This is a genomic window from Streptomyces sp. NPDC058864, assembly GCF_042742985.1.
In the GTDB taxonomy this organism is placed as follows: Bacteria; Actinomycetota; Actinomycetes; order Streptomycetales; family Streptomycetaceae; genus Actinacidiphila.
In genome coordinates this window covers 140,081-158,065 of sequence record NZ_JBHYMQ010000003.1, presented here as the reverse complement: position 1 = coordinate 158,065, position 17,985 = coordinate 140,081, and the positions used below count along the sequence as shown (strand labels likewise).

Here is a 17,985-nt window from a genome sequence, read left to right as displayed (position 1 = left end):
CTGCAGGAGGATCCTTTCGTCCCGGAGGGCTGCGGGAGAAGATCTTATGAGTGTTTCTTTACCAACCCATAAGGCGGGAGCGGCGGTTGGCGGCCTGCTCCGCTGCCGCCCCGGCGAGGGCGCGGAGGCATGGGTGACCCGTGAGTCCGGCGGCCCCGGGGTTGCGCCGTCGGCGTCGCGGCCGGTGAACCGGGAGCGGAACGGGCCCGGTCGAGGCCCACGGCGCAGTGGCAGCGCCCGGCGAGGTCCGCCGTGCCGGGCGCGGACGCCGGGAGCGGAAGGCAGGGCACGCTGTCACCGGACACGTTCCGGGCGAACTCCGGCAGCTGCCGCGCACCCGCGTGGACCGGTCAGCGGCGAGCGCGCCCGGCGATCCCCGCTGCGGCTGCCCGGGGCCGGGCCCCGCACGCGGTGCGCCGCGCCGCGGAGGACCTGTCGTGGTGCCGGCGGCGCGGACTGCCGCCGAGATGACTGCCGCCGACCGCGGCCCGGGGCAGGGCACGAGGGCCCGAAAATCGGGCGGTGCCGGCCCGGGGCGAGGGCGCGGGCCGGCGCTGCCGGTCCGTTCCGCGGCCGAGGGGCTGCGGGTGTCCCCGCGGTGCCGCCGGCGGCGCCGCGGCCGGTCCACCGAACGGGGGTGCTGCACCGCGGGAGTGCGGACGGGGCGGCTGCGGTGCTGACCGGCCTGCCGGGCGGGGCCGGCGTCCCGTGGCGACGGACCGGGCCTCACCCGTTCGGACCAGCGCCTTTTGCCCCGCCCGGGTGAGGGCCGCACAGTCGAGGGACGGCGGTAAACGGGGCGCCCCATCCCCCTGGGGATGGACGAGGCGATCCCCCGGGCGACCGTCCCGGGACCCGCGCTCGACGGCCCCTGCCACGCGATCACGCACCGCCCCGTGCGATCGAGCGGTCCTCCCGGGCCCCACGCCACCGTCCTCAGCGCGGCTGCGGCGTGCGCACGGTCCTCGCGCCCCCAAGGATCGAGGTTCCATGGACAGCACACCGAAGACACGCGTCGTTCTGCGGATCCGGCTTCACGAGGGCAAGGGGGATCAGTATGCGCAGGCATACGACCTCGTGCACCGCGGCATCGTCAAGGCGGACGGCTTCATCAGTTCGCAGCTGTGCCGGTCGCTCGCCGACCCGGACAGCTGGATCGTCACCAGCGAGTGGCGGTCGCTCGACCAGTACCTCGCGTACCTGGCGAGCGAGGACTTCAAGGCGCGGAGGGTCGGGTTGCGCGAGTGCATCGTCGAGCACGAGTCGACGCAGTACGCGGTCGTCGCCGATGTGAAGCCCTGACGCGGTGCCGGTTCCGGCCCCCGGGGCGGCGTTCGCCCCGGGGGCCGGTCGGCGGGCGCGTCAGCGCCAGCGGTACAGCTCCTTGAGCCGGTTCACGACGATGTTGAAGCGGCCACGGTCGAGCGCGCAGGCCTCGCGGCGCATGCCGTCGGGGTGGACGCGCAGCACCCGGTCGACGTTCACCCAGGAGGCGCGGCCGGACTTGTCCCACGGGCCGGAGCCGATGGCGACCCACTCGCGGTCGTCGTTGTGCTCCTTGCTGGAGAGCTGGACCGCCAGCAGCGTGTCGCCGGGCTCTCGCGCGACGACGAGGACCGGGCGGTCCTTGCCCCGGCCGTCGTTCTCCTCGTAGGGCACCCAGGTCCAGACGATCTCGCCCGGGTCGGGGTCGCCGTCGTGGGCCGGTGCGTACTCGGTGCGGACGGGGCCGACCCGCTCCGGCTGTGCCTCGGTGGTCGCGCTGGGGCCGTAGCGGCCCGGGTTCTCGGTGTCTATGGACGTCACGGGGCCACGCTAGCCGACAGCATCCGGCGCAGGCACAGCCCGTCCGGCGCGACGGCGGTCAGCAGCGCGGCGGGACCGGCCAGCGGGGTCAGCACGCACTCGCCCTGTTCCGCGTCCCGTACCGGCACTCGCGCCTCCACCGGCTTCTCCTCGAACGCCGGGTCCACGACGAGCAGTTGACCCGCGGCCCGGTGGGTGTGCAGCACGGCGGGGCCGGCCCAGCCCGCCACGCCCGGCCCGAAGGAGAGCTCCTGGTCCAGCAGCGGACGGCCGCCGATCCGTACCGTGAGACGGGTGGTGAGCCGTCCCGGCCGCTCGCCCGCCCGGCCGAGGATCTGCTCCTCGCGGAGCACGAGGCGGGCGCCCTGGGCGAGTTCGGCCGTGGTGGTCATGAGCAGGTCGCTGCCCTCCGCGGCGATCAACGGCTCGGGCAGCCAGTGCAGTTCGGCGTCCTCGCCGACGGTGAGCCGTACCTCGTACCGCGCCTGCTCCCCGCCGCGGCCCGGCAGCGCCACGGTGGCCGCGGACGCGTCGACGTGCAGCACCGCGCCCGGTGCGGCGGTGGCGTGCACGGCCAGCCGGTCGCCCCCGAGCGGCGCGGTCATGGCACCGACCACGGTCACCCGGGCCGCCCTTGGTTCGGCGGAGCGCGTACGGCGCAGCGCGAGCGGCCCCTCACCGGTGAGTTCGGGCAGCGCGGTGCCGCCGCGGCCGTCCGGGACGGCGGTGATCCGGGCGGTGGCGTGGACGCCGCTCACGCGGGGACCGTCGCCCAGGCCGCCAGTCGCGTACGGATCCACTCGGCGACGGGGGCGACGCCGTTCTCGGCGACGAGGGAGGTGAAGACCACCGGCAGGTCGCCGCGCTGCCGCCGCGCGTCGCTCGCCATGCGTCCGAGGTCGGAGCCGACGTACGGGGCGAGGTCGGTCTTGTTGACGACCAGCAGGTCGGCGGTGGTCACCCCGGGACCGCCCTTGCGGGGGATGTCGTCGCCGCCGGCCACGTCGATCACGAAGACCTGTGCGTCGACCAGGCCCCTGGAGAAGGTGGCGGTGAGGTTGTCGCCGCCGGACTCCACCAGGACGAGGTCGAGCGGCCCGACGGCGTCCTCCAGGTCCTCGACGGCCTCGAGGTTGGCCGAGATGTCGTCGCGGATCGCGGTGTGCGGGCACGCGCCGGTCTCCACGGCGGCGATCCGCTCGGGCGGCAGGACGGCCTTGCGCAGCAGGAAGTCGGCGTCCTCGCGGGTGTAGATGTCGTTGGTGACGACGGCGATGGACAACTCGTCGCGCAGCGCGCGGCACAGCGCGGCGACGGTGGCGGTCTTCCCCGAGCCGACCGGGCCGCCGAGGCCGATGCGCAGCGCGCGGCGGCTGCCGTCGGGGCGGGCCGTGGGCGCGGCCCAGGTGTGCCGCTGCGGGAAGACGGTGTGGTCGTGGTCGAGGTGCATCAGGGGTCCCCCTAGGAGGCGAAGAGGCGGACGGGCCACCCGGCGTGCGCCTCGGCGTACACGTCGAGCAGGGGCGCGGAGGCGGCGGGCAGGGCGTCGGTGCCCTCGGTGAGGCAGCGCTGGGCGGCCTCGGCGGCGCGGGCGGCGACCTCGTCCAGGTCCGGTGTGAGCCGGGCGAGGGCGGCGGTCACCGCGAAGGGGTCGAGGCTCAGCAGGCGTACGGCGGCGGTTGCCGGGCCGGTCACGGCCTCGTACGCCGCCGCGTGGGCGGCGTCCAGCGGGGTGAGGCCGGCCGCGCGGGCCGTGACGCCGAGCACGACGGGCTGGTGGGCGCCCCGCGGGCGGGCGGCGGCGAGTGCGTCGAGCCCGGGTGACGGCCAGGCGGCACGGGCGGCGCGCATCATCTGCCGGCCGAGACGGCGGGCGGTCCGCCGCAGGGCGGGCGAGGGGGTGCGGGCGTCGGCGGCCTCGTCGAGGGCGAGCGGGTCGGCGCCGGCGGCGGCCGCGGCGGAGAGCGCCGCGGCCACCAGGCCCGTGGTGTGCAGTCTGCCCCGGCAGAACTCCTCGAGCGTGCCGGGGCAGGTGATCCGGCCCGCCGTGACGGCGGCCTCGGCCCCTCCGGAGTGGGCGTGGCCCCCGGCGGGGAAGCGGCCGTCGGCGAGCAGCAGCAGCGCGGCGCGGTTCATCGTCCCCCTGCTCCGCTCAGAAGAGGAAGTACCGCTGGGCCATGGGCAGTTCCGTGGCCGGGGCGGGTTCGACGACGTCTCCGTCGATGCGGACGGTGAAGGTGTCGGGGTCCACCTCGACCCGCGGCATGGCGTCGTTCTCGCGCATGTCCGCCTTGGTGACACGCCGTGTGTCGCGGATCGGGAGGAACCGCTTCCCGAGGGCGAGGCGTTCGGCGAGGCCGTCCTCCAGGGCGGTGTGTGTGACGAAGGTGAAGGAGTTGGCGGCGGGGGCACCGCCGATCGCGCCGAACATCGGCCGCGGCAGGACCGGCTGCGGGGTCGGGATGGAGGCGTTGGCGTCGCCCATCTGCGCGTAGGCGATCTGGCCGCCCTTGAGGACGAGTTGTGGTTTGACCCCGAAGAACGCCGGGTCCCACAGCACCAGGTCGGCGAGCTTGCCGCTCTCGACCGAGCCGATCTCGCCGTCGAGGCCCTGGGCGACCGCGGGGTTGATGGTGTACTTGGCGACATATCGACGTGCGCGCAGGTTGTCGGCCCGCCCGTCACCGGGCAGGGCGCCGCGGCGCCGCTTCATGACGTGCGCGGTCTGCCAGGTGCGGAGCACGACCTCGCCGACCCGGCCCATGGCCTGGGAGTCCGAGGAGATGATCGAGATCGCCCCCAGGTCGTGCAGGACGTCCTCGGCGGCGATCGTGCCGGGCCTGATCCGCGACTCGGCGAAGGCGAGGTCCTCCGGCACGGCGGGGTTGAGGTGGTGGCAGACCATCAGCATGTCGAGGTGCTCGTCGACGGTGTTGACGGTGTGCGGGCGGGTGGGGTTGGTCGAGGACGGCAGGACGTTGGGGTGGGCGACGACGGTCATGATGTCCGGTGCGTGCCCGCCGCCCGCGCCCTCGGTGTGGTAGGCGTGGATGCCCCGCCCGGCGATGGCGGCGAGGGTGTCCTCGACGAAACCGGCCTCGTTGAGGGTGTCGGTGTGGACGGCGAGCTGGGCGCCGGTCGCCTCGCACACCGTCAGGCAGGCGTCGATCGCGGCCGGGGTGGCGCCCCAGTCCTCGTGGATCTTGAAGCCCACGGCGCCGCCGCGCAGCTGGGACAGCATCGCCTCGTGGGAGACGGTGTTGCCCTTGCCGAGCAGTCCGATGTTGACCGGGTAGTGCTCCAGCGCGGCGAACATCCGGGCGAGGTGCCAGGGCCCCGGTGTGATGGTGGTGGCCTTGGTGCCCTCGGCGGGACCGGTGCCGCCGCCGACGAGCGTGGTGATGCCGGAGGCCAGCGCCTCGTCCACGATCGTCGGGGAGATGAAGTGGACGTGGGCGTCGATCGCCCCAGCGGTGACGATCCTGCCGTTGCCGGCGATGACCTCGGTCTCGGGTCCGATGACCAGGTCCGGGTGGACGCCGTCCATGGTGTCGGGGTTGCCGGCCTTGCCCAGCGCCGCGATCCGCCCGTCGCGGATGCCGATGTCCGCCTTGACCACGCCCCAGTGGTCCAGGACGACGGCGCCGGTGATCACCGTGTCGGGGGTGCCCTCGGCCCGGGTGGCCCGGGCCTGCCCCATCGACTCGCGGATCACCTTGCCACCGCCGAAGACGACCTCGTCGCCCGAGCCGTCGGCGCCTCCCGACAGGTCCCGCTCGACCTCGATCAGCAGGTCGGTGTCGGCGAGCCGTACCCGGTCCCCGGTGGTCGGCCCGAACAGGTCGGCGTACACGGCTCGCGAGATCTCAGCCATCGAGCGCACCTCCGGTCTCCCCGCGCAGCCCCGCCACGATCCGCGCGCCGCCGAGCGGCACGAGCTCGACCTCGACGGGGATGCCCGGTTCGAAGCGCACGGCGGTCCCGGCGGCGACGGCCAGACGCTTGCCTCGGGCGGCGGCACGGTCGAAGACGAGACCGGGATTGGCCTCGGCGAAGTGGTAGTGGGAACCGACCTGGACCGGCCGGTCGGCGGAGTTCAGCACGGTCAGCCGGGTGACCGGCTTGCCCGCGTTGAGCACGACCGCTTCGGCGGCGTGCAGGATCTCCCCGGGAATCACGCGGCGGCCCCTAGACGATCGGCTCGTGGACGGTGACGAGCTTGGTGCCGTCCGGGAAGGTGGCCTCGACCTGGACGTCGCGGATCATCTCCGGCACGCCCTCCATGACGTCGTCCCTGGTCAGCACCTTGCGGCCGGAGGCCATGAGTTCGGCGACGGTGCGGCCGTCCCGGGCGCCCTCGAGGAGGTGCGAGGTGATCAGGGCCACGGCTTCCGGGTGGTTCAGCCTCAGGCCCCTGGCCCGGCGTTTCTCCGCCACGTCGGCGGCGACATGGACGAGCAGGCGTTCCTGCTCGTGGGGGGTCAGTTGCACGGCCACACCTCGCAGTCGTCCCGGGTGAACGGGCCCGCGGGGGCGTCCCCGGCCTGCGGATCCGCTCTGCCGTTGTCCGGCAGCCGCAGGCTAGTTCGGCGGCGTTTCGTCCGCGTTAACTCCCGCCCTGCGGGGTGAAGCGTCAGCCCAGGACGGACGCCGCCGATCAGGGCGCGGGCGGCGCCGTCGGGGCCGGCGTCCCCCGGCAGCATGCCACGGCGTGTCAGCTCCCCGGCGTGCGACACGGGTTCGGCTGACCCCCCGGCGCATTCTCGATGGCCGCGCGTGCCGCGCGGGCCGCGCCGAGATCCGCGGCGCCGCCGTCGCCTCCCGCGGGGTACGGGGCCCTGCCCGCCGTCCGCGGGCGGCACGTGCGGGGGCCGGCTCGCCGGCGGCGAAGGACGTGGTGGCCCCCCACGGCCGATCCGCGCCGCGGTTCTCCCGGCCTCGCCGGGCCTCGCCGGATCCGGGCGGCGACAGCGCGCGGCCGCTGTGCCCCGGCGGGAGTCCAGGAAAGGGGCCGCCCCGACCGGGCGCGCGTCGCGCCGGGCAGGACGCGGACGCGCGGCACCCCGTCCCCCGGAGTGGTCTTCGCACCGGAGCACTTCCCGAATCGGCGGGCGCCCCGCGGCCGGCCGGGCCGCTGCCGTCCCCGCGCCGGGGGCTCCCGATCCGCAGTGACGCCTGCGCCACCATGCACGGGAACCCCGTGCCCGGTGGCGGCGCTCACCACGCGGGGGACGGCCCGCCACCGCCACGCACACGGACCGCGGGGAACCGCTCAGGCGCCGTCGTGGCGGGCGTTCGTCGTGCCGCGGTGCTCCGCGGCGATGCCGAAGCGGCGGCGTTCGCCCGTGGCGGACACCGCCCCGCGCACCGAGGAGACCGTACTGACCACCGCCTCCTCGGGTGCGGCATCCAGTTCCTGGAGTCGTTGCAGGTCAGCGGCGGAGACCAGAGCGACCAGCGGCTTGCCGTGACGGGTCACGACCACCCGCTCACCGCCGTAGACGACGCGGTTGATCAGCTCCGCCAGCTCCGCACGCGCTTGTGTCACCGGTACTTCGTGGGCCATGCTCCCCATCATAACGAGATGTACGTCCTGTACATTTTTTACAGCGACGGCCACCCCTGCCCAGGGTGCCCACGGAGGTGCAGCGATGCTTCGACCGACCGCCCGCTACGTCCTGCCCGAGTTCACCGAGCGCACCAGCGAGGGCGTGCGCTCCATGGACCCGTACTCCAAGCTGCTCCAGGAGCGGATCGTCCTGCTCGGGACGCCCATCGACGACACCTCGGCCAACGACGTGATGGCGCAGCTGATCCACCTGGAGGCCGCCGCCCCGGAGCAGGACGTCTCGCTCTACATCAATTCCCCCGGCGGGTCCTTCACCGCGATGACCGCGATCTACGACACCATGCAGTTCGTCAGCTGCGACGTGTCGACGGTGTGCGTCGGCCAGGCGGCATCGGCGGCGGCCGTCCTGCTCGCCGCCGGAACGCCCGGCAAGCGACTGGCGACCCCCGGCTCGCGGGTGCTGATCCACCAGCCCTCGTTCGCGGAGGTGGTCCAGGGCACCACGGCCGACCTGGAGATCCAGGCCAGGGAACTGCTCCGCCGCCGGGATCAGTTGGAGGAGCTGCTGGTACGGCACTCCGGGCAGGAACCGGAGCGGATCCGGGCCGACATCGAACGGGACACCATTTTTGACGCCCCGTCGGCCGTCGCCTATGGCCTGGTGGACCGGCTGACGCTGAGCCGCAAGGACGGCGCCGGCCGCGCCCCGCGCGCCCTGCGGTGACCGGCCGTGGTGCCCGAACTGCCCCCGCTCCCGGCCCTGACGCGGGCCGAGGGCGAGCTCATCGACGCCTATCTGGAGGTCGTGGACCTGCTCGGCCGGATCAATCCGTCCCGCTCGCGGGACACCTACGGGGCGCTGCGCGCCGCACAGGCCCTGGTGGGGCGGGCAACCGACCTGCGTGACGCGCTGACGCTGATGCACATGCGCGGGGAGAGCGAGGTGCACACGGCGACGATGGAACGGGCACTGCGGGTGCTCGACGGCGAACGGCGCACCGGTCAGGTGACCTTGCCGTCACCGCGGCCTCGCTGACGGAGCGTCACGACACACTGGACCGTTCGGGCGGCGCGAACTCGAACCGAATGGACTCGCCCGATCGTTGTATCTGCCGTGGACGCCCGGATGACCCCGACTTGCGCGACATGGCCGCACACATACGGAATCTGACGCTCCGTCCCTGGTGTTCGACTCCTTTCGAGTCGTCAGTCCGGGGCTTGTGTCGTGGAGTCCACCCGAATAGGTGAGTCGTGAACAGACTCACATTCGACCGGTTGCGCTGGGAATCGGTCGCTTCGGTGGGTGATCATCCCTTCGACGACAAGCCCCCGTCATCCCGGCGGGGCGGTCCGCGCGGACGCCGAATCCTGCCGCCGCGCGGATGCCAGGTCGACGACGACGCATCGGCAGGAGCGGAGGACCCGAGCACGACGGGTCCGGCGCCGGTCGCCGGACCCTTGGGGTGAAGCCGCAGCCGCGGCCGGGCATCTTCGCCTGCCCGAACCCGACAGGTCATCCTTCGCAGGCGGACGACGAAGGGTTGCGCATGAGTGCGCCGACAGCCATGTCCGGGGTCCTGTGCCGGCTGGGGGCGGTCTCCGCCCTCACGGCGGCCGCCGTGGCCGGTCCCGCGGTACTGCCCGATCTCGCCCAGCAGGCCGAGGCGGCGACCGTCTCCGCCAAGGCACTGAAGATCGCGGCGTCCAAGAGGGGCGCCCTGTACCAGTACGGGGCCGCCGGTCCCGGCAGGTTCGACTGCTCCGGGCTCACCTTCTACTCCTTCAAGAAGGCGGGCAAGAAGCTCCCCCGCACCGCGGGCGCGCAGTACAACAGCGTCCGGCACATCCGGAAGTCCGCACGGACCCGTGGTGACCTGGTCTTCTTCCACTACGGGAGCAACGTCTACCACGTGGGGATGTACGCCGGACACGGGAAGATCTGGCACTCCCCCAAGCCCGGCGGGCGGGTGCGGCTGGAGAAGATCTGGAGCCGCAGCGTCTGGTACGGCCGGGTGAAGTGACCCCGGTCGCGGTGCCCGGGAGCCGGGGCTCCCGGGCACCGCGACCGGCACCGCGACCGGCACCGGGGACGTGCCGGTACCGTGCCGGTGTGTCCCTGGAACGCATCCTCGCCGACGCCGCCGGCGGCGTCTTCCCGCCCGCCGACGGCTCGGTGACGGTCGTGCCGCAGCCCGCGCCGCGCGACGCCGGGGTGATCGCCTTCACCGCCCACAGCGTGGTCTTCGCCGACGCCGACCCGGCGGCGGTGCGCGGGCTGCTGCCACCGGGCGATCTGTCGGCGCCGCTCAATCCGCCCTTCCTCACCGCGCTGTGCGCGCTGCTGGACCGCACGGTGAACAACGTGGACCTACTGACCGCCGCTCCGGCCCTCCCGGGGCCGCCACCGGCCGCCCTGGACCTGGCCCTGCGGGAGACCGCCGACCGGGGTCGTCCCCGGATCGCCCGGGCCCTGCGGCACCGGGACGCGGTACGGGCCTGGACGGTGCCCGGGGGCACGGTCCTGATCGGCAGGGGCGTGGCGGGTCGCTGGGAGGCGGCCGTGGAGGTCGACCCGGGAGCACGCGGCGCGGGCCTCGGCCGCCGGCTCGCGCTGGCGGCACGTCATCTCGTCCCCGGGGGCGCGACGGTGTGGGCCCAGATCGCCCCGGGCAACGCGGCGAGCGTGCGGGCGTTCACGGCGGCGGGCTTCGTTCCGATGGGCGCCGAGGCGCTGCTGCTCACCCGGGAGGACTGAGGACCACCGGGGTCACTCGACGGCGGCGGTGGCCCAGGGCAGGCTGATCCACACCGTCTTGCCGCCCTCCTCGGTGGGGGTGACGAGGAGGGTGCCACCCGCCTCCGCCGTGAGGTGACGGATGATCACCATGCCGCGGCCGTTGTCCTGCTGCACGGCTGCGGGCAGTCGCTGGGGCCAGCGGGGATGGCTGTCGGTGACCCCGATGCGCAGTTGCTCGTCCCGGTCGAGCTGGACGTCGAGGGTGAAGGTCGGAGACTGGCCGAGGGTGTGCAGCACCGCGTTGGTGGCGAGCTCGGAGACGATGAGCCGGACGGAGTCGGCGGGGTCCGAGTCCTCGGGCATGCCCCACTCCGCCAGTAGGTCGCTCACGTAGCGACGTACCGCGGGGACCGAGGCAGGGTCGCTCGGCAGGGTGACGGATGCTTCCTGGTGGTCTGCCATGGCGACGCTGTCCCTTTCCCGCCGTGACCAGGACGCCGGCGCCTGCCGCGCCCGTGGCCGTGCGCGCGACAGCCGAAGGCGCCGTGCCCCGCCTTACGCGTGGCACGTCCCCGTACGGCACTCACGCGCCAGAGTGTCACTCATCGTGCCCTTAATCGGGTGTCACCACAGCTATATGCATATATCTGTCGCCCAAAGCGGTGAACTCTGCTACGAGAGAACGTATTTGCGCGGCAGACTTCGCTCGGGGACCGGCGGGGGTGCCGGGAACCGGGAGGTGCACACACCATGCAGCAGGTGCCGGCGGTACGCCGCCGCAAGATCGGCTCGGAATTGCGCCGTCTGCGCGACACGGCGGGGCTCACGAGCGGTGAGGCCGCCCAGCGCCTGGGATGGCACCAGTCCAAGGTGAGCCGGATCGAGACCGGCCGCAGCGGGGTGCGCCCCGAGGACGTCACGGCGCTGCTGGACGTGTACGGGGTACGCGACCAGCGGCTGCGGGAGATGCTCGCCGCTCTGGCCGGTGAGGGCGACCGGCGCGGCTGGTGGCATGAGTTCCGGGAGGAACTCCCGTCCGCCTACCGGGACTTCATCTCCCTGGAGACCGACGCCTGCCGGGCGCGGACCCTGGAGACGACGGTGGTGCCGGGCCTGCTGCAGACCCCGGACTACGCCCGGGAACTGACCCGTTCCGTCCTCCCGCAGCTCGGTCCGCGGCAGATCGCGACCCTGGTGCAGGTGCGGATGGCCCGCCAGGCGGTGCTGCGCGCCGATCCCCCGCTGGAGCTGTGGGCGGTGCTGGACGAGGCGGTGCTGCGCCGGAGGGTGGGGGGTCCAGGAGTGATGGCGGCGCAATTGAGCCATCTTGTGGAGCTGGGTTCACTGCCTCATGTGCATCTGCAGGTGCTGCCTTTCTCGGCCGGTGGGCATATAGGCGTCACAGGGCCTTTCGTAATCTTCTCATTTCCGCGCATTGCTGATCTGGACGTGGTTGTTCTCGACCATTTGACGAGTAGTCTCTATCTGGATCAGCACGAGGACGTCAGGGCGTACGGTGCTGCCTTCAATCGGTTGCGCTCCCACGCCCTGTCGAGTGAGCAGTCGCTGTCCTTCATCTCCGGCATCGGCAAAGGCGCGTAAGGAGGCACACCCCCCATGTCCGACGCTCTGCCTCAGTACGTCTCCTCCAGTGCGTCCCTCTTCGGCGTGAACTGGCGACGCAGCAGCTACAGCACGGCGGCGAACAACTGTGTCGAGACGGCCCTCATCGGGGACGGGCCGTTCTCGGGACGACTCGCCGTACGCGACTCCAAGGATGTGCGCGGCCCTGCCCTGCTCTTCCCCCCGGCGGCCTGGGCGGAGTTCCTCGCCGCCGTGGCGGCGGGGAGCCTGACCGAACGCCCCTGACCTCAGGGGCACGGCGGCGCCGTACGGACGATCGTCCCCACGGCGTCGCCGATCTCCCGGTCCGTCAGATCCGCCCGCGCGGTGAGCCGCAGCCGCGAGATCCCGTCGGGCACGGACGGTGGCCGGAAGCAGCCCACCGCGAGACCCGCCCCGCGGCACGCCGCGGCCCACTCGACCGCCGCCTCGGGCGACGGCGCCCGCACCGACACGACGCACGCGTCCGGCGCGGTGGCGTCCAGCCCCGCCTCCACCAGCCGCTCGTACAGCTCGCGGGCGACCGCCCGGGCCCGTACGGCACGCTCCGGTTCCCGCTTCAGCAGCCGCAGCGCGCCGAGCGCGGCGCCCGTCGCCGCCGGGGCGAGGCCCGTGTCGAAGATGAACGTCCGCGCGGCGTTGACGAGGTGCTCGATGACCCGGGCCGGGCCGAGCACCACGCCGCCCTGGCTGCCCAGGGACTTGGAGAGCGTGGCGGTGCACACCAGCCCGGGCGCGCCCGCGAGGCCCGCCTCCGCGGCCGCCCCCCGCCCACCGGGGCCGAGCACCCCGAGTCCGTGCGCGTCGTCCACCAGCAGCGCGGCGCCGTGCTCGCCGCAGGCGTCGGCCAGCGCACGGAGCGGGGCGGCGTCGCCGTCCACCGAGAAGACCGAGTCGGTGACGGCCACGGCGGGCCCGTCGTGGCCGGTGAGCGCCTTGCGGAGGGCGTCCGGATCGGCGTGCGGCACGACCTCGGTGCCGGCACGGGAGAGGCGGCAGCCGTCGATCAGCGACGCGTGGTTGCCGCTGTCGGAGACGATGAGCGTGCCCGGCTCGGTGGTGAGCGCGGTGACGGCGGCGAGGTTGGCGGCGTAGCCGGAGGCGAGGACCAGCGCCGCCTCGAAGCCGCAGAAGGCGGCGAGTTCGGCCTCCAGCTCGGCGTGCAGCTCGGTGCTGCCGGTGACCAGCCTGGAACCGGTCGAGCCGGCGCCCCAGCGCAGGCAGGCGTCCGCACCGGCCCGGGTCACCTCGGGGTGGTGGGCGAGTCCCAGGTAGTCGTTGGAGGCGAGGTCCAGCAGTGGCGAGTGCGCCGGCCGGGGCCGCAGGGTGCGCACCAGCCCGGCGGCGCGACGCCGTTCGGCGTGCGCGTCGATCCAGTCGAACGGGTCGCGGTTCATGGTCGTTCCCTGGGGTCGGCGGAGGGTTCGGCAGCACCGTAGTGTGCCGGACCGGCTCGCACGGTGTGGTGATGCACACACCCTGAGCGAGCGGTCTTGTGGGATGTCCCATTGGCCGTGGCCGGTGCCGTGCGTCAGGATCGCGGCATGGAACTGCTCAATGCTTTGGTGGACAAGGGCCTGCGCCGCGAGCTGCCCACCCGCGAGGAGGCGCTCGCCGTCCTGGCGACCTCCGACGACGAACTCCTGGACGTGGTGGCCGCGGCCGGCAAGGTGCGCCGCGCCTGGTTCGGCCGCCGGGTGAAGCTGAACTACCTGGTCAACCTCAAGTCGGGGCTGTGCCCCGAGGACTGCTCGTACTGCTCGCAGCGGCTCGGCTCGGAGGCCGGGATCCTCAAGTACACCTGGCTGAAGCCCGACGAGGCGGCGGCCGCCGCGGCGGCGGGGGTCGCCGGCGGCGCCAAGCGGGTCTGCCTGGTGGCGAGCGGACGCGGCCCGACCGACCGCGACGTGGACCGGGTCTCCAGGACCATCGAGGCCATCAAGGAGCAGAACGAGGACGTCGAGGTCTGCGCCTGCCTGGGCCTCCTCTCCGACGGACAGGCCGAGCGGCTGCGCGGCGCGGGCGCCGACGCGTACAACCACAACCTCAACACCTCCGAGGCCACCTACGGGGACATCACCACCACCCACACCTACGCGGACCGGGTCGAAACGGTGCAACAGGCCCAGGCGGCGGGCCTGTCCGCCTGCTCCGGGCTGATCGCGGGCATGGGCGAGAGCGACGAGGACCTGGTCGACGTGGTCTTCTCGCTCCGCGAGCTGGACCCCGACTCCGTCCCGGTGAACTTCCTCATCCCCTTCGAGGGCACCCCGCTGGCGAAGGAGTGGAACCTCACCCCGCAGCGGTGCCTGCGGATCCTCTCGATGGTGCGGTTCGTCTGTCCCGATGTGGAGGTCCGCATCGCGGGCGGCCGTGAGGTGCACCTGCGGAGCATGCAGCCGCTCGCCCTGCACCTGGCGAACTCGATCTTCCTGGGCGACTACCTCACCAGTGAGGGCCAGGCCGGCAAGGCCGACCTCGACATGATCGCGGACGCCGGTTTCGAGGTGGAGGGAGCCGGTGAGGTGACCCTGCCCGTGCACCGGGTGGACGCGGCGGCCGCGGCCGGGGGCTGCGGCGGCCAGGGCTCCGTGGGCTGCGGCTCGCACGGCGAGGGCGAGGGCGGCGGCTGCGGCCCCTGCGGCGGCCACTCCCACGGCGGCACCCCCGGCGAGCTCGCGCAGCCGGCGGCCGCCGGCGCCGCCCGCACCGACCTGGTGGCCGTGCGCCGCCGTGGCACCGGCACGGACCTGCCGCCCAATGCCTGAGCCGCTCACCCCCGGCGAGCTGCTGGCACTGGACCGGGAGCACGTCTGGCATCCGTACGGGCCCATGCCGGGCCGTCAGGAACCGCTCGTCGTCGAGTCCGCGGCCGGGGTCCGGCTGCGGCTCGCCGAGCCCGTCGAGGGTGCGACCGACCTCGTGGACGGCATGTCGTCCTGGTGGTCGGCGATCCACGGCTACAACCACCCGGTGCTCAACGAGGCGGCCCGCGGCCAGCTGGACCGGATGAGCCACGTGATGTTCGGCGGGCTCACCCACGAACCGGCCGTGCGGCTCGCCGCCCGCCTGGTGGAGATCACCCCCGAGCCGCTGCGGCACGTCTTCCTCGCCGACTCCGGCTCCGTGTCGGTCGAGGTCGCCGTCAAGATGTGCCTGCAGTACTGGCGTTCGCTCGGCCGGCCGGAGAAGCAGCGGCTGATGACCTGGCGCGGCGGCTACCACGGCGACACCTGGCAGCCGATGTCCGTCTGCGACCCGGAGGGCGGGATGCACGGGCTGTGGTCCGGCGTCCTGCCCCGGCAGGTCTTCGCGGACGCGCCGCCGGCCGCGTACGAGGAGGCGTACGCCGACCACCTGCGCGAGACGATCGCCCGCCACGCGCACGAGCTCGCCGCGGTCGTCGTGGAGCCCGTCGTGCAGGGCGCGGGCGGCATGGCCTTCCACTCACCCGCCTACCTGCGGGTGCTGCGCGAGGCGTGCGACGAGCACGACGTGCTGCTGGTGTTCGACGAGATCGCCACCGGCTTCGGGCGCACGGGGACGTTGTTCGCCGCCGAACAGGCCGGGGTCAGTCCGGACGTGATGTGCGTCGGCAAGGCGCTGACCGGCGGCTACCTCACGATGGCGGCGACCTTGTGCACCTCGCGCGTCGCCGACGGGATCTCCCGGGGCGAGGTGCCGGTGCTCGCCCACGGCCCGACCTTCATGGGCAACCCGCTGGCCGCGGCCGTCGCCTGTGCCTCCATCGACCTGCTGCTCGGCCAGGACTGGGCGCAGGAGGTCAAGCGGATCGAGGCCGGGCTGCGCGAGGGGCTCGCGCCCGCCGCCGGGCTCCCGGGGGTCCGCGACGTACGGGTGCTGGGCGCGATCGGCGTCGTCCAGCTCGACCACCCGGTCGACCTCGCCGGCGCGACGCGGGCCGCCGTCCGCAGCGGGGTATGGTTGCGGCCGTTCCGGGACTTGATCTACACGATGCCCCCGTACGTCACGGGGGACGAGGACATCGCGCGCATCTGCGCGGCGGTGCGCGCGGCGGCGGAGGCGGCATGACGGTGTTGTTCGTGACCGGTACGGGCACGGAGATCGGCAAGACGGTGACCACGGCGGCGATCGCGGCGACCGTGCTGTTCAACCAGTACAGCGTCGCCTACCTCAAGCCCGCGCAGACCGGGGTGGGCCCCGGCGAACCGGGCGACGCCGCCGAGGTCACCCGGCTCGCCGGGCCCGAGGTCACGAGCGTCGAACTGGCCCGGTACCCCGAGCCGCTGGCGCCCGCCACGGCCGCACGGCGCTCCGGGATCAACCCGGTGGGCCCGACCGAGATCGCGGAGGCTGCGGCGAAGCTGGCGGCGGTGCACGACATCGTCCTCGTCGAGGGCGCGGGCGGGCTGCTCGTCCGGCTCGACGACGCGGGCTCGACGCTGGCGGACGCGGCACGGATGCTCTCGGCCCCGGTGGTCGTGGTCGCCCCGGCGGGGCTCGGCACCCTCAACAGTGCCGCGCTGACGGCGGAGGCGCTGAAGGCGCGGGACCTCAACTGCGCGGGCCTGGTCATCGGCAGCTGGCCCGAGGACGCGGACCTGGCCGCCCGCTGCAACCTGGCCGACCTGCCCGGCGTCACCGGCGCCCCGCTCCTGGGCGCCCTGCCCGCCGGTGCGGCCGCCCTCGACCCCGCCGCCTTCCGCGAGGCCGCGCCCGGCTGGCTCTCCCCCCGCATCGGCGGCATGTGGGACGCGTCCGCCTTCACCGCGCACTGGGCACCCCCCGCCCTGGCCTGACCCCCGCCGCCGGCCGTCCCCGGACGATCCCGCCGCAGCGGTGTCCTGGGGCGGCCTTCGGGCGACACGCCGAATTCGCCCCGGTGGGGGAAGGCTTGGGGACGGCTCCGGAGCGGCAGAATCGGAGAGAGGGGTGCCGAGGCGAAGGAGGTCCGGCCATGCGGAGCCGTACCGGCGTGACGCGCGAATCCGTCCATCACCCGCTGTTCGCCCGCTTCTACGCCCGCTGCGGCCCGGTGATGGACGCCCGCGCGGGCTTCGGCGCGTACCGGCGGACCGTGCTCGCCGGGCTCACCGGCCGGGTCATCGAGATCGGCGCGGGACCGGGGCTGAACTTCCGTCACTATCCGGGCACCGTGGCCGAGGTCGTGGCGATCGAGCCGGAGCGGCATCTGCGCCGGCTGGCCGCCGACGCGGCGCAGCTCGCCGAGGTGCCGGTGGACGTGGTGCCCGGGGTCGCCGAGGCGCTGCCGGTCAAGAGCGAGGCCTTCGACGCGGCGGTCGCCTCACTGGTGCTGTGCTCCGTACGCGACCAGAGGCGTGCCCTGGCCGAGCTCCACCGGGTGCTCCGGCCGGGCGGGCAGCTGCGGCTGCTGGAGCACTGCCGGGCCGAGGGCCGCGGGCACGCGGCGCTGCAGTGGGCGGCGGACCGCACGCTGTGGCCGCTGCTGTTCGGCGGCTGCCGGACCGGGCGGGACACGCTGTCCGCGGTTGAGGCGGCCGGTTTCGAGTTGCTGGAACTACGCCGCTTCCGCGTCCCGGAGCGCGCAAAGGGCCTCACCCTGCCCGTACCGAGCGCCCCGCACGTCCTGGCCACCGCCCGGCGCCGCGGCTGAGCTCCGGGGTCCTGTACCTACTGGTATGTACACTGCTGCCATGGAAACGACGTCGGAGCGCCTGATCGAGAGCACCCGCGAGCTGCTCTGGGAACGCGGCTACGTCGGCACCAGCCCCAAGGCCATCCAGCAGCGTTCGGGGGTCGGCCAGGGCAGCATGTACCACCACTTCTCCGGCAAGCCGGAGCTGGCGCTCGCCGCCGTGCGCCGTACCGCCGAACAGATGCGGGAGGCCGCCGAGCGCGAACTCGCCCTCCCGGGCCCGGCGGTCGAGCGGGTCTCCCGCTACCTTCGCCGCGAACGCGACGTGCTGCGGGGCTGCCCGATCGGGCGGCTCGCCCAGGACCCGGAGGTCGTCGCGAGCCCGCGGTTGCGGGCGCCGCTCGACGAGACCTTCGAATGGCTGCGCGGACGGCTGGCGGACGTGCTCGCCGAGGGCCAGGCGCGCGGCGAGATCGCACCCGGCCTCGACACCGGCGACATCGCGGTCGCGCTCGTGGCCGTGCTCCAGGGCGGCTACGTGCTCGCCCGGGCGGCCGGCACGGCCGCGCCCTTCGACCAGGCCGTCAGCGGCGCGCTCGCCCTGCTGGCGCAGCACGCCTGACCCGGCTCCGGCGCGGCCACGCGGATCCC

At 73.9% G+C, this 17,985-nt stretch carries 22 protein-coding genes and 1 riboswitch; of the genes, 12 read left to right on the top strand and 10 right to left on the bottom strand.

All coding sequences use genetic code 11. From position 1 onward, the window contains the following. Positions 1 to 990 precede the first annotated feature (990 nt). The gene (locus ACFW3D_RS03920) at positions 991 to 1,302 is read left to right on the top strand and encodes an antibiotic biosynthesis monooxygenase family protein (RefSeq protein WP_500500981.1); all 312 of its coding nucleotides are present in this window, start codon (positions 991 to 993) and stop codon (positions 1,300 to 1,302) included. Positions 1,303 to 1,362: 60 nt separating this feature from the next. On the opposite strand, the gene ACFW3D_RS03915 is transcribed toward ACFW3D_RS03920, so the two are convergent. From ACFW3D_RS03915 to ACFW3D_RS03880, 8 genes are all read right to left on the bottom strand, one after another. Further along, a complete protein-coding gene (locus ACFW3D_RS03915; protein WP_500500979.1) occupies positions 1,363 to 1,806 on the bottom strand; it encodes a type II toxin-antitoxin system PemK/MazF family toxin in 444 nt (147 codons plus the stop codon). After that, a complete protein-coding gene (locus ACFW3D_RS03910; protein ID WP_500500977.1) occupies positions 1,803 to 2,564 on the bottom strand; it encodes an urease accessory protein UreD in 762 nt (253 codons plus the stop codon). Before ACFW3D_RS03910 ends, ACFW3D_RS03915 begins: the two co-directional genes overlap by 4 nt. Next, complete coding sequence (gene ureG / locus ACFW3D_RS03905) at positions 2,561 to 3,256, bottom strand: urease accessory protein UreG (protein WP_500500975.1); 696 nt, start codon at positions 3,254 to 3,256, stop codon at positions 2,561 to 2,563. The genes ACFW3D_RS03910 and ureG overlap by 4 nt, the downstream gene beginning before the upstream one ends. Positions 3,257 to 3,267: 11 nt before the next feature. Next, complete coding sequence (locus tag ACFW3D_RS03900; protein WP_500500973.1) at positions 3,268 to 3,942, bottom strand: urease accessory protein UreF; 675 nt, start codon at positions 3,940 to 3,942, stop codon at positions 3,268 to 3,270. A gap of 16 nt (positions 3,943 to 3,958) precedes the next feature. Continuing rightward, complete coding sequence (locus ACFW3D_RS03895) at positions 3,959 to 5,680, bottom strand: urease subunit alpha (protein ID WP_500500971.1); 1,722 nt, start codon at positions 5,678 to 5,680, stop codon at positions 3,959 to 3,961. Further along, on the bottom strand, positions 5,673 to 5,984 hold the full coding sequence (locus tag ACFW3D_RS03890; protein WP_500500969.1) for an urease subunit beta: 312 nt from the start codon (positions 5,982 to 5,984) through the stop codon (positions 5,673 to 5,675). The genes ACFW3D_RS03895 and ACFW3D_RS03890 overlap by 8 nt, the downstream gene beginning before the upstream one ends. A gap of 10 nt (positions 5,985 to 5,994) precedes the next feature. Further along, positions 5,995 to 6,297, bottom strand: coding sequence for an urease subunit gamma (locus ACFW3D_RS03885; RefSeq protein ID WP_354799516.1), 303 nt, complete (start codon positions 6,295 to 6,297; stop codon positions 5,995 to 5,997). Between the two features lie 781 nt (positions 6,298 to 7,078). Beyond that, complete coding sequence (locus ACFW3D_RS03880; RefSeq protein ID WP_433417103.1) at positions 7,079 to 7,372, bottom strand: type II toxin-antitoxin system Phd/YefM family antitoxin; 294 nt, start codon at positions 7,370 to 7,372, stop codon at positions 7,079 to 7,081. Positions 7,373 to 7,457: 85 nt separating this feature from the next. On the opposite strand from ACFW3D_RS03880, the gene ACFW3D_RS03875 reads away from it, so the two are divergent. The 4 genes from ACFW3D_RS03875 (at position 7,458) to ACFW3D_RS03860 (ending at position 10,130) form a co-directional block, all read left to right on the top strand. Then, positions 7,458 to 8,099, top strand: coding sequence for an ATP-dependent Clp protease proteolytic subunit (locus ACFW3D_RS03875; protein WP_500500966.1), 642 nt, complete (start codon positions 7,458 to 7,460; stop codon positions 8,097 to 8,099). Positions 8,100 to 8,105: 6 nt separating this feature from the next. Then, positions 8,106 to 8,411: a hypothetical protein gene (locus ACFW3D_RS03870; protein ID WP_500500964.1), complete on the top strand. Its 306-nt coding sequence runs from the start codon at positions 8,106 to 8,108 to the stop codon at positions 8,409 to 8,411. 351 nt (positions 8,412 to 8,762) lie between these two features. After that, a riboswitch (cyclic di-AMP (ydaO/yuaA leader) is annotated at positions 8,763 to 8,919 on the top strand. A 3-nt stretch (positions 8,920 to 8,922) separates the two neighbouring features. Further along, on the top strand, positions 8,923 to 9,396 hold the full coding sequence (locus ACFW3D_RS03865) for a C40 family peptidase (RefSeq protein WP_500500962.1): 474 nt from the start codon (positions 8,923 to 8,925) through the stop codon (positions 9,394 to 9,396). 89 nt (positions 9,397 to 9,485) lie between these two features. Then, positions 9,486 to 10,130 (top strand): GNAT family N-acetyltransferase, encoded by a 645-nt coding sequence (locus ACFW3D_RS03860; protein WP_500500960.1) that lies wholly within the window; start codon positions 9,486 to 9,488, stop codon positions 10,128 to 10,130. Between the two features lie 12 nt (positions 10,131 to 10,142). Here the strand turns inward: ACFW3D_RS03860 and ACFW3D_RS03855 are convergent, their stop codons facing one another. Next, entirely contained in the window at positions 10,143 to 10,574 is a 432-nt protein-coding gene (locus ACFW3D_RS03855; RefSeq protein ID WP_500500958.1) for an ATP-binding protein, read from the bottom strand. Positions 10,575 to 10,862: 288 nt separating this feature from the next. On the opposite strand from ACFW3D_RS03855, the gene ACFW3D_RS03850 reads away from it, so the two are divergent. Together ACFW3D_RS03850 and ACFW3D_RS03845 are read left to right on the top strand one after the other, a co-directional pair. Then, positions 10,863 to 11,714, top strand: coding sequence for a helix-turn-helix domain-containing protein (locus ACFW3D_RS03850; RefSeq protein ID WP_500464178.1), 852 nt, complete (start codon positions 10,863 to 10,865; stop codon positions 11,712 to 11,714). Between the two features lie 15 nt (positions 11,715 to 11,729). Further along, positions 11,730 to 11,981 carry a DUF397 domain-containing protein gene (locus ACFW3D_RS03845; protein WP_500500957.1) on the top strand — a complete coding sequence of 84 codons (252 nt, stop codon included), beginning with the start codon at positions 11,730 to 11,732 and terminating at the stop codon, positions 11,979 to 11,981. Positions 11,982 to 11,983: 2 nt separating this feature from the next. On the opposite strand, the gene ACFW3D_RS03840 is transcribed toward ACFW3D_RS03845, so the two are convergent. Then, positions 11,984 to 13,132, bottom strand: coding sequence for an 8-amino-7-oxononanoate synthase (locus ACFW3D_RS03840; RefSeq protein ID WP_500500955.1), 1,149 nt, complete (start codon positions 13,130 to 13,132; stop codon positions 11,984 to 11,986). Between the two features lie 147 nt (positions 13,133 to 13,279). On the opposite strand from ACFW3D_RS03840, the gene bioB reads away from it, so the two are divergent. The 5 genes from bioB (at position 13,280) to ACFW3D_RS03815 (ending at position 17,956) form a co-directional block, all read left to right on the top strand. Further along, complete coding sequence (gene bioB, locus ACFW3D_RS03835) at positions 13,280 to 14,503, top strand: biotin synthase BioB (protein WP_500500953.1); 1,224 nt, start codon at positions 13,280 to 13,282, stop codon at positions 14,501 to 14,503. After that, positions 14,496 to 15,788, top strand: a complete 1,293-nt coding sequence (locus tag ACFW3D_RS03830; protein ID WP_500500951.1) for an adenosylmethionine--8-amino-7-oxononanoate transaminase — start codon at positions 14,496 to 14,498, stop codon at positions 15,786 to 15,788. Before bioB ends, ACFW3D_RS03830 begins: the two co-directional genes overlap by 8 nt. Beyond that, complete coding sequence (bioD, locus tag ACFW3D_RS03825) at positions 15,785 to 16,516, top strand: dethiobiotin synthase (protein ID WP_500500949.1); 732 nt, start codon at positions 15,785 to 15,787, stop codon at positions 16,514 to 16,516. Before ACFW3D_RS03830 ends, bioD begins: the two co-directional genes overlap by 4 nt. Positions 16,517 to 16,674: 158 nt before the next feature. Next, positions 16,675 to 17,352 carry a class I SAM-dependent methyltransferase gene (locus ACFW3D_RS03820; RefSeq protein ID WP_500500947.1) on the top strand — a complete coding sequence of 226 codons (678 nt, stop codon included), beginning with the start codon at positions 16,675 to 16,677 and terminating at the stop codon, positions 17,350 to 17,352. 40 nt (positions 17,353 to 17,392) lie between these two features. After that, the gene (locus ACFW3D_RS03815) at positions 17,393 to 17,956 is read left to right on the top strand and encodes a TetR/AcrR family transcriptional regulator (RefSeq protein ID WP_500500945.1); all 564 of its coding nucleotides are present in this window, start codon (positions 17,393 to 17,395) and stop codon (positions 17,954 to 17,956) included. The last annotated feature ends 29 nt before the right edge of the window (positions 17,957 to 17,985 follow it).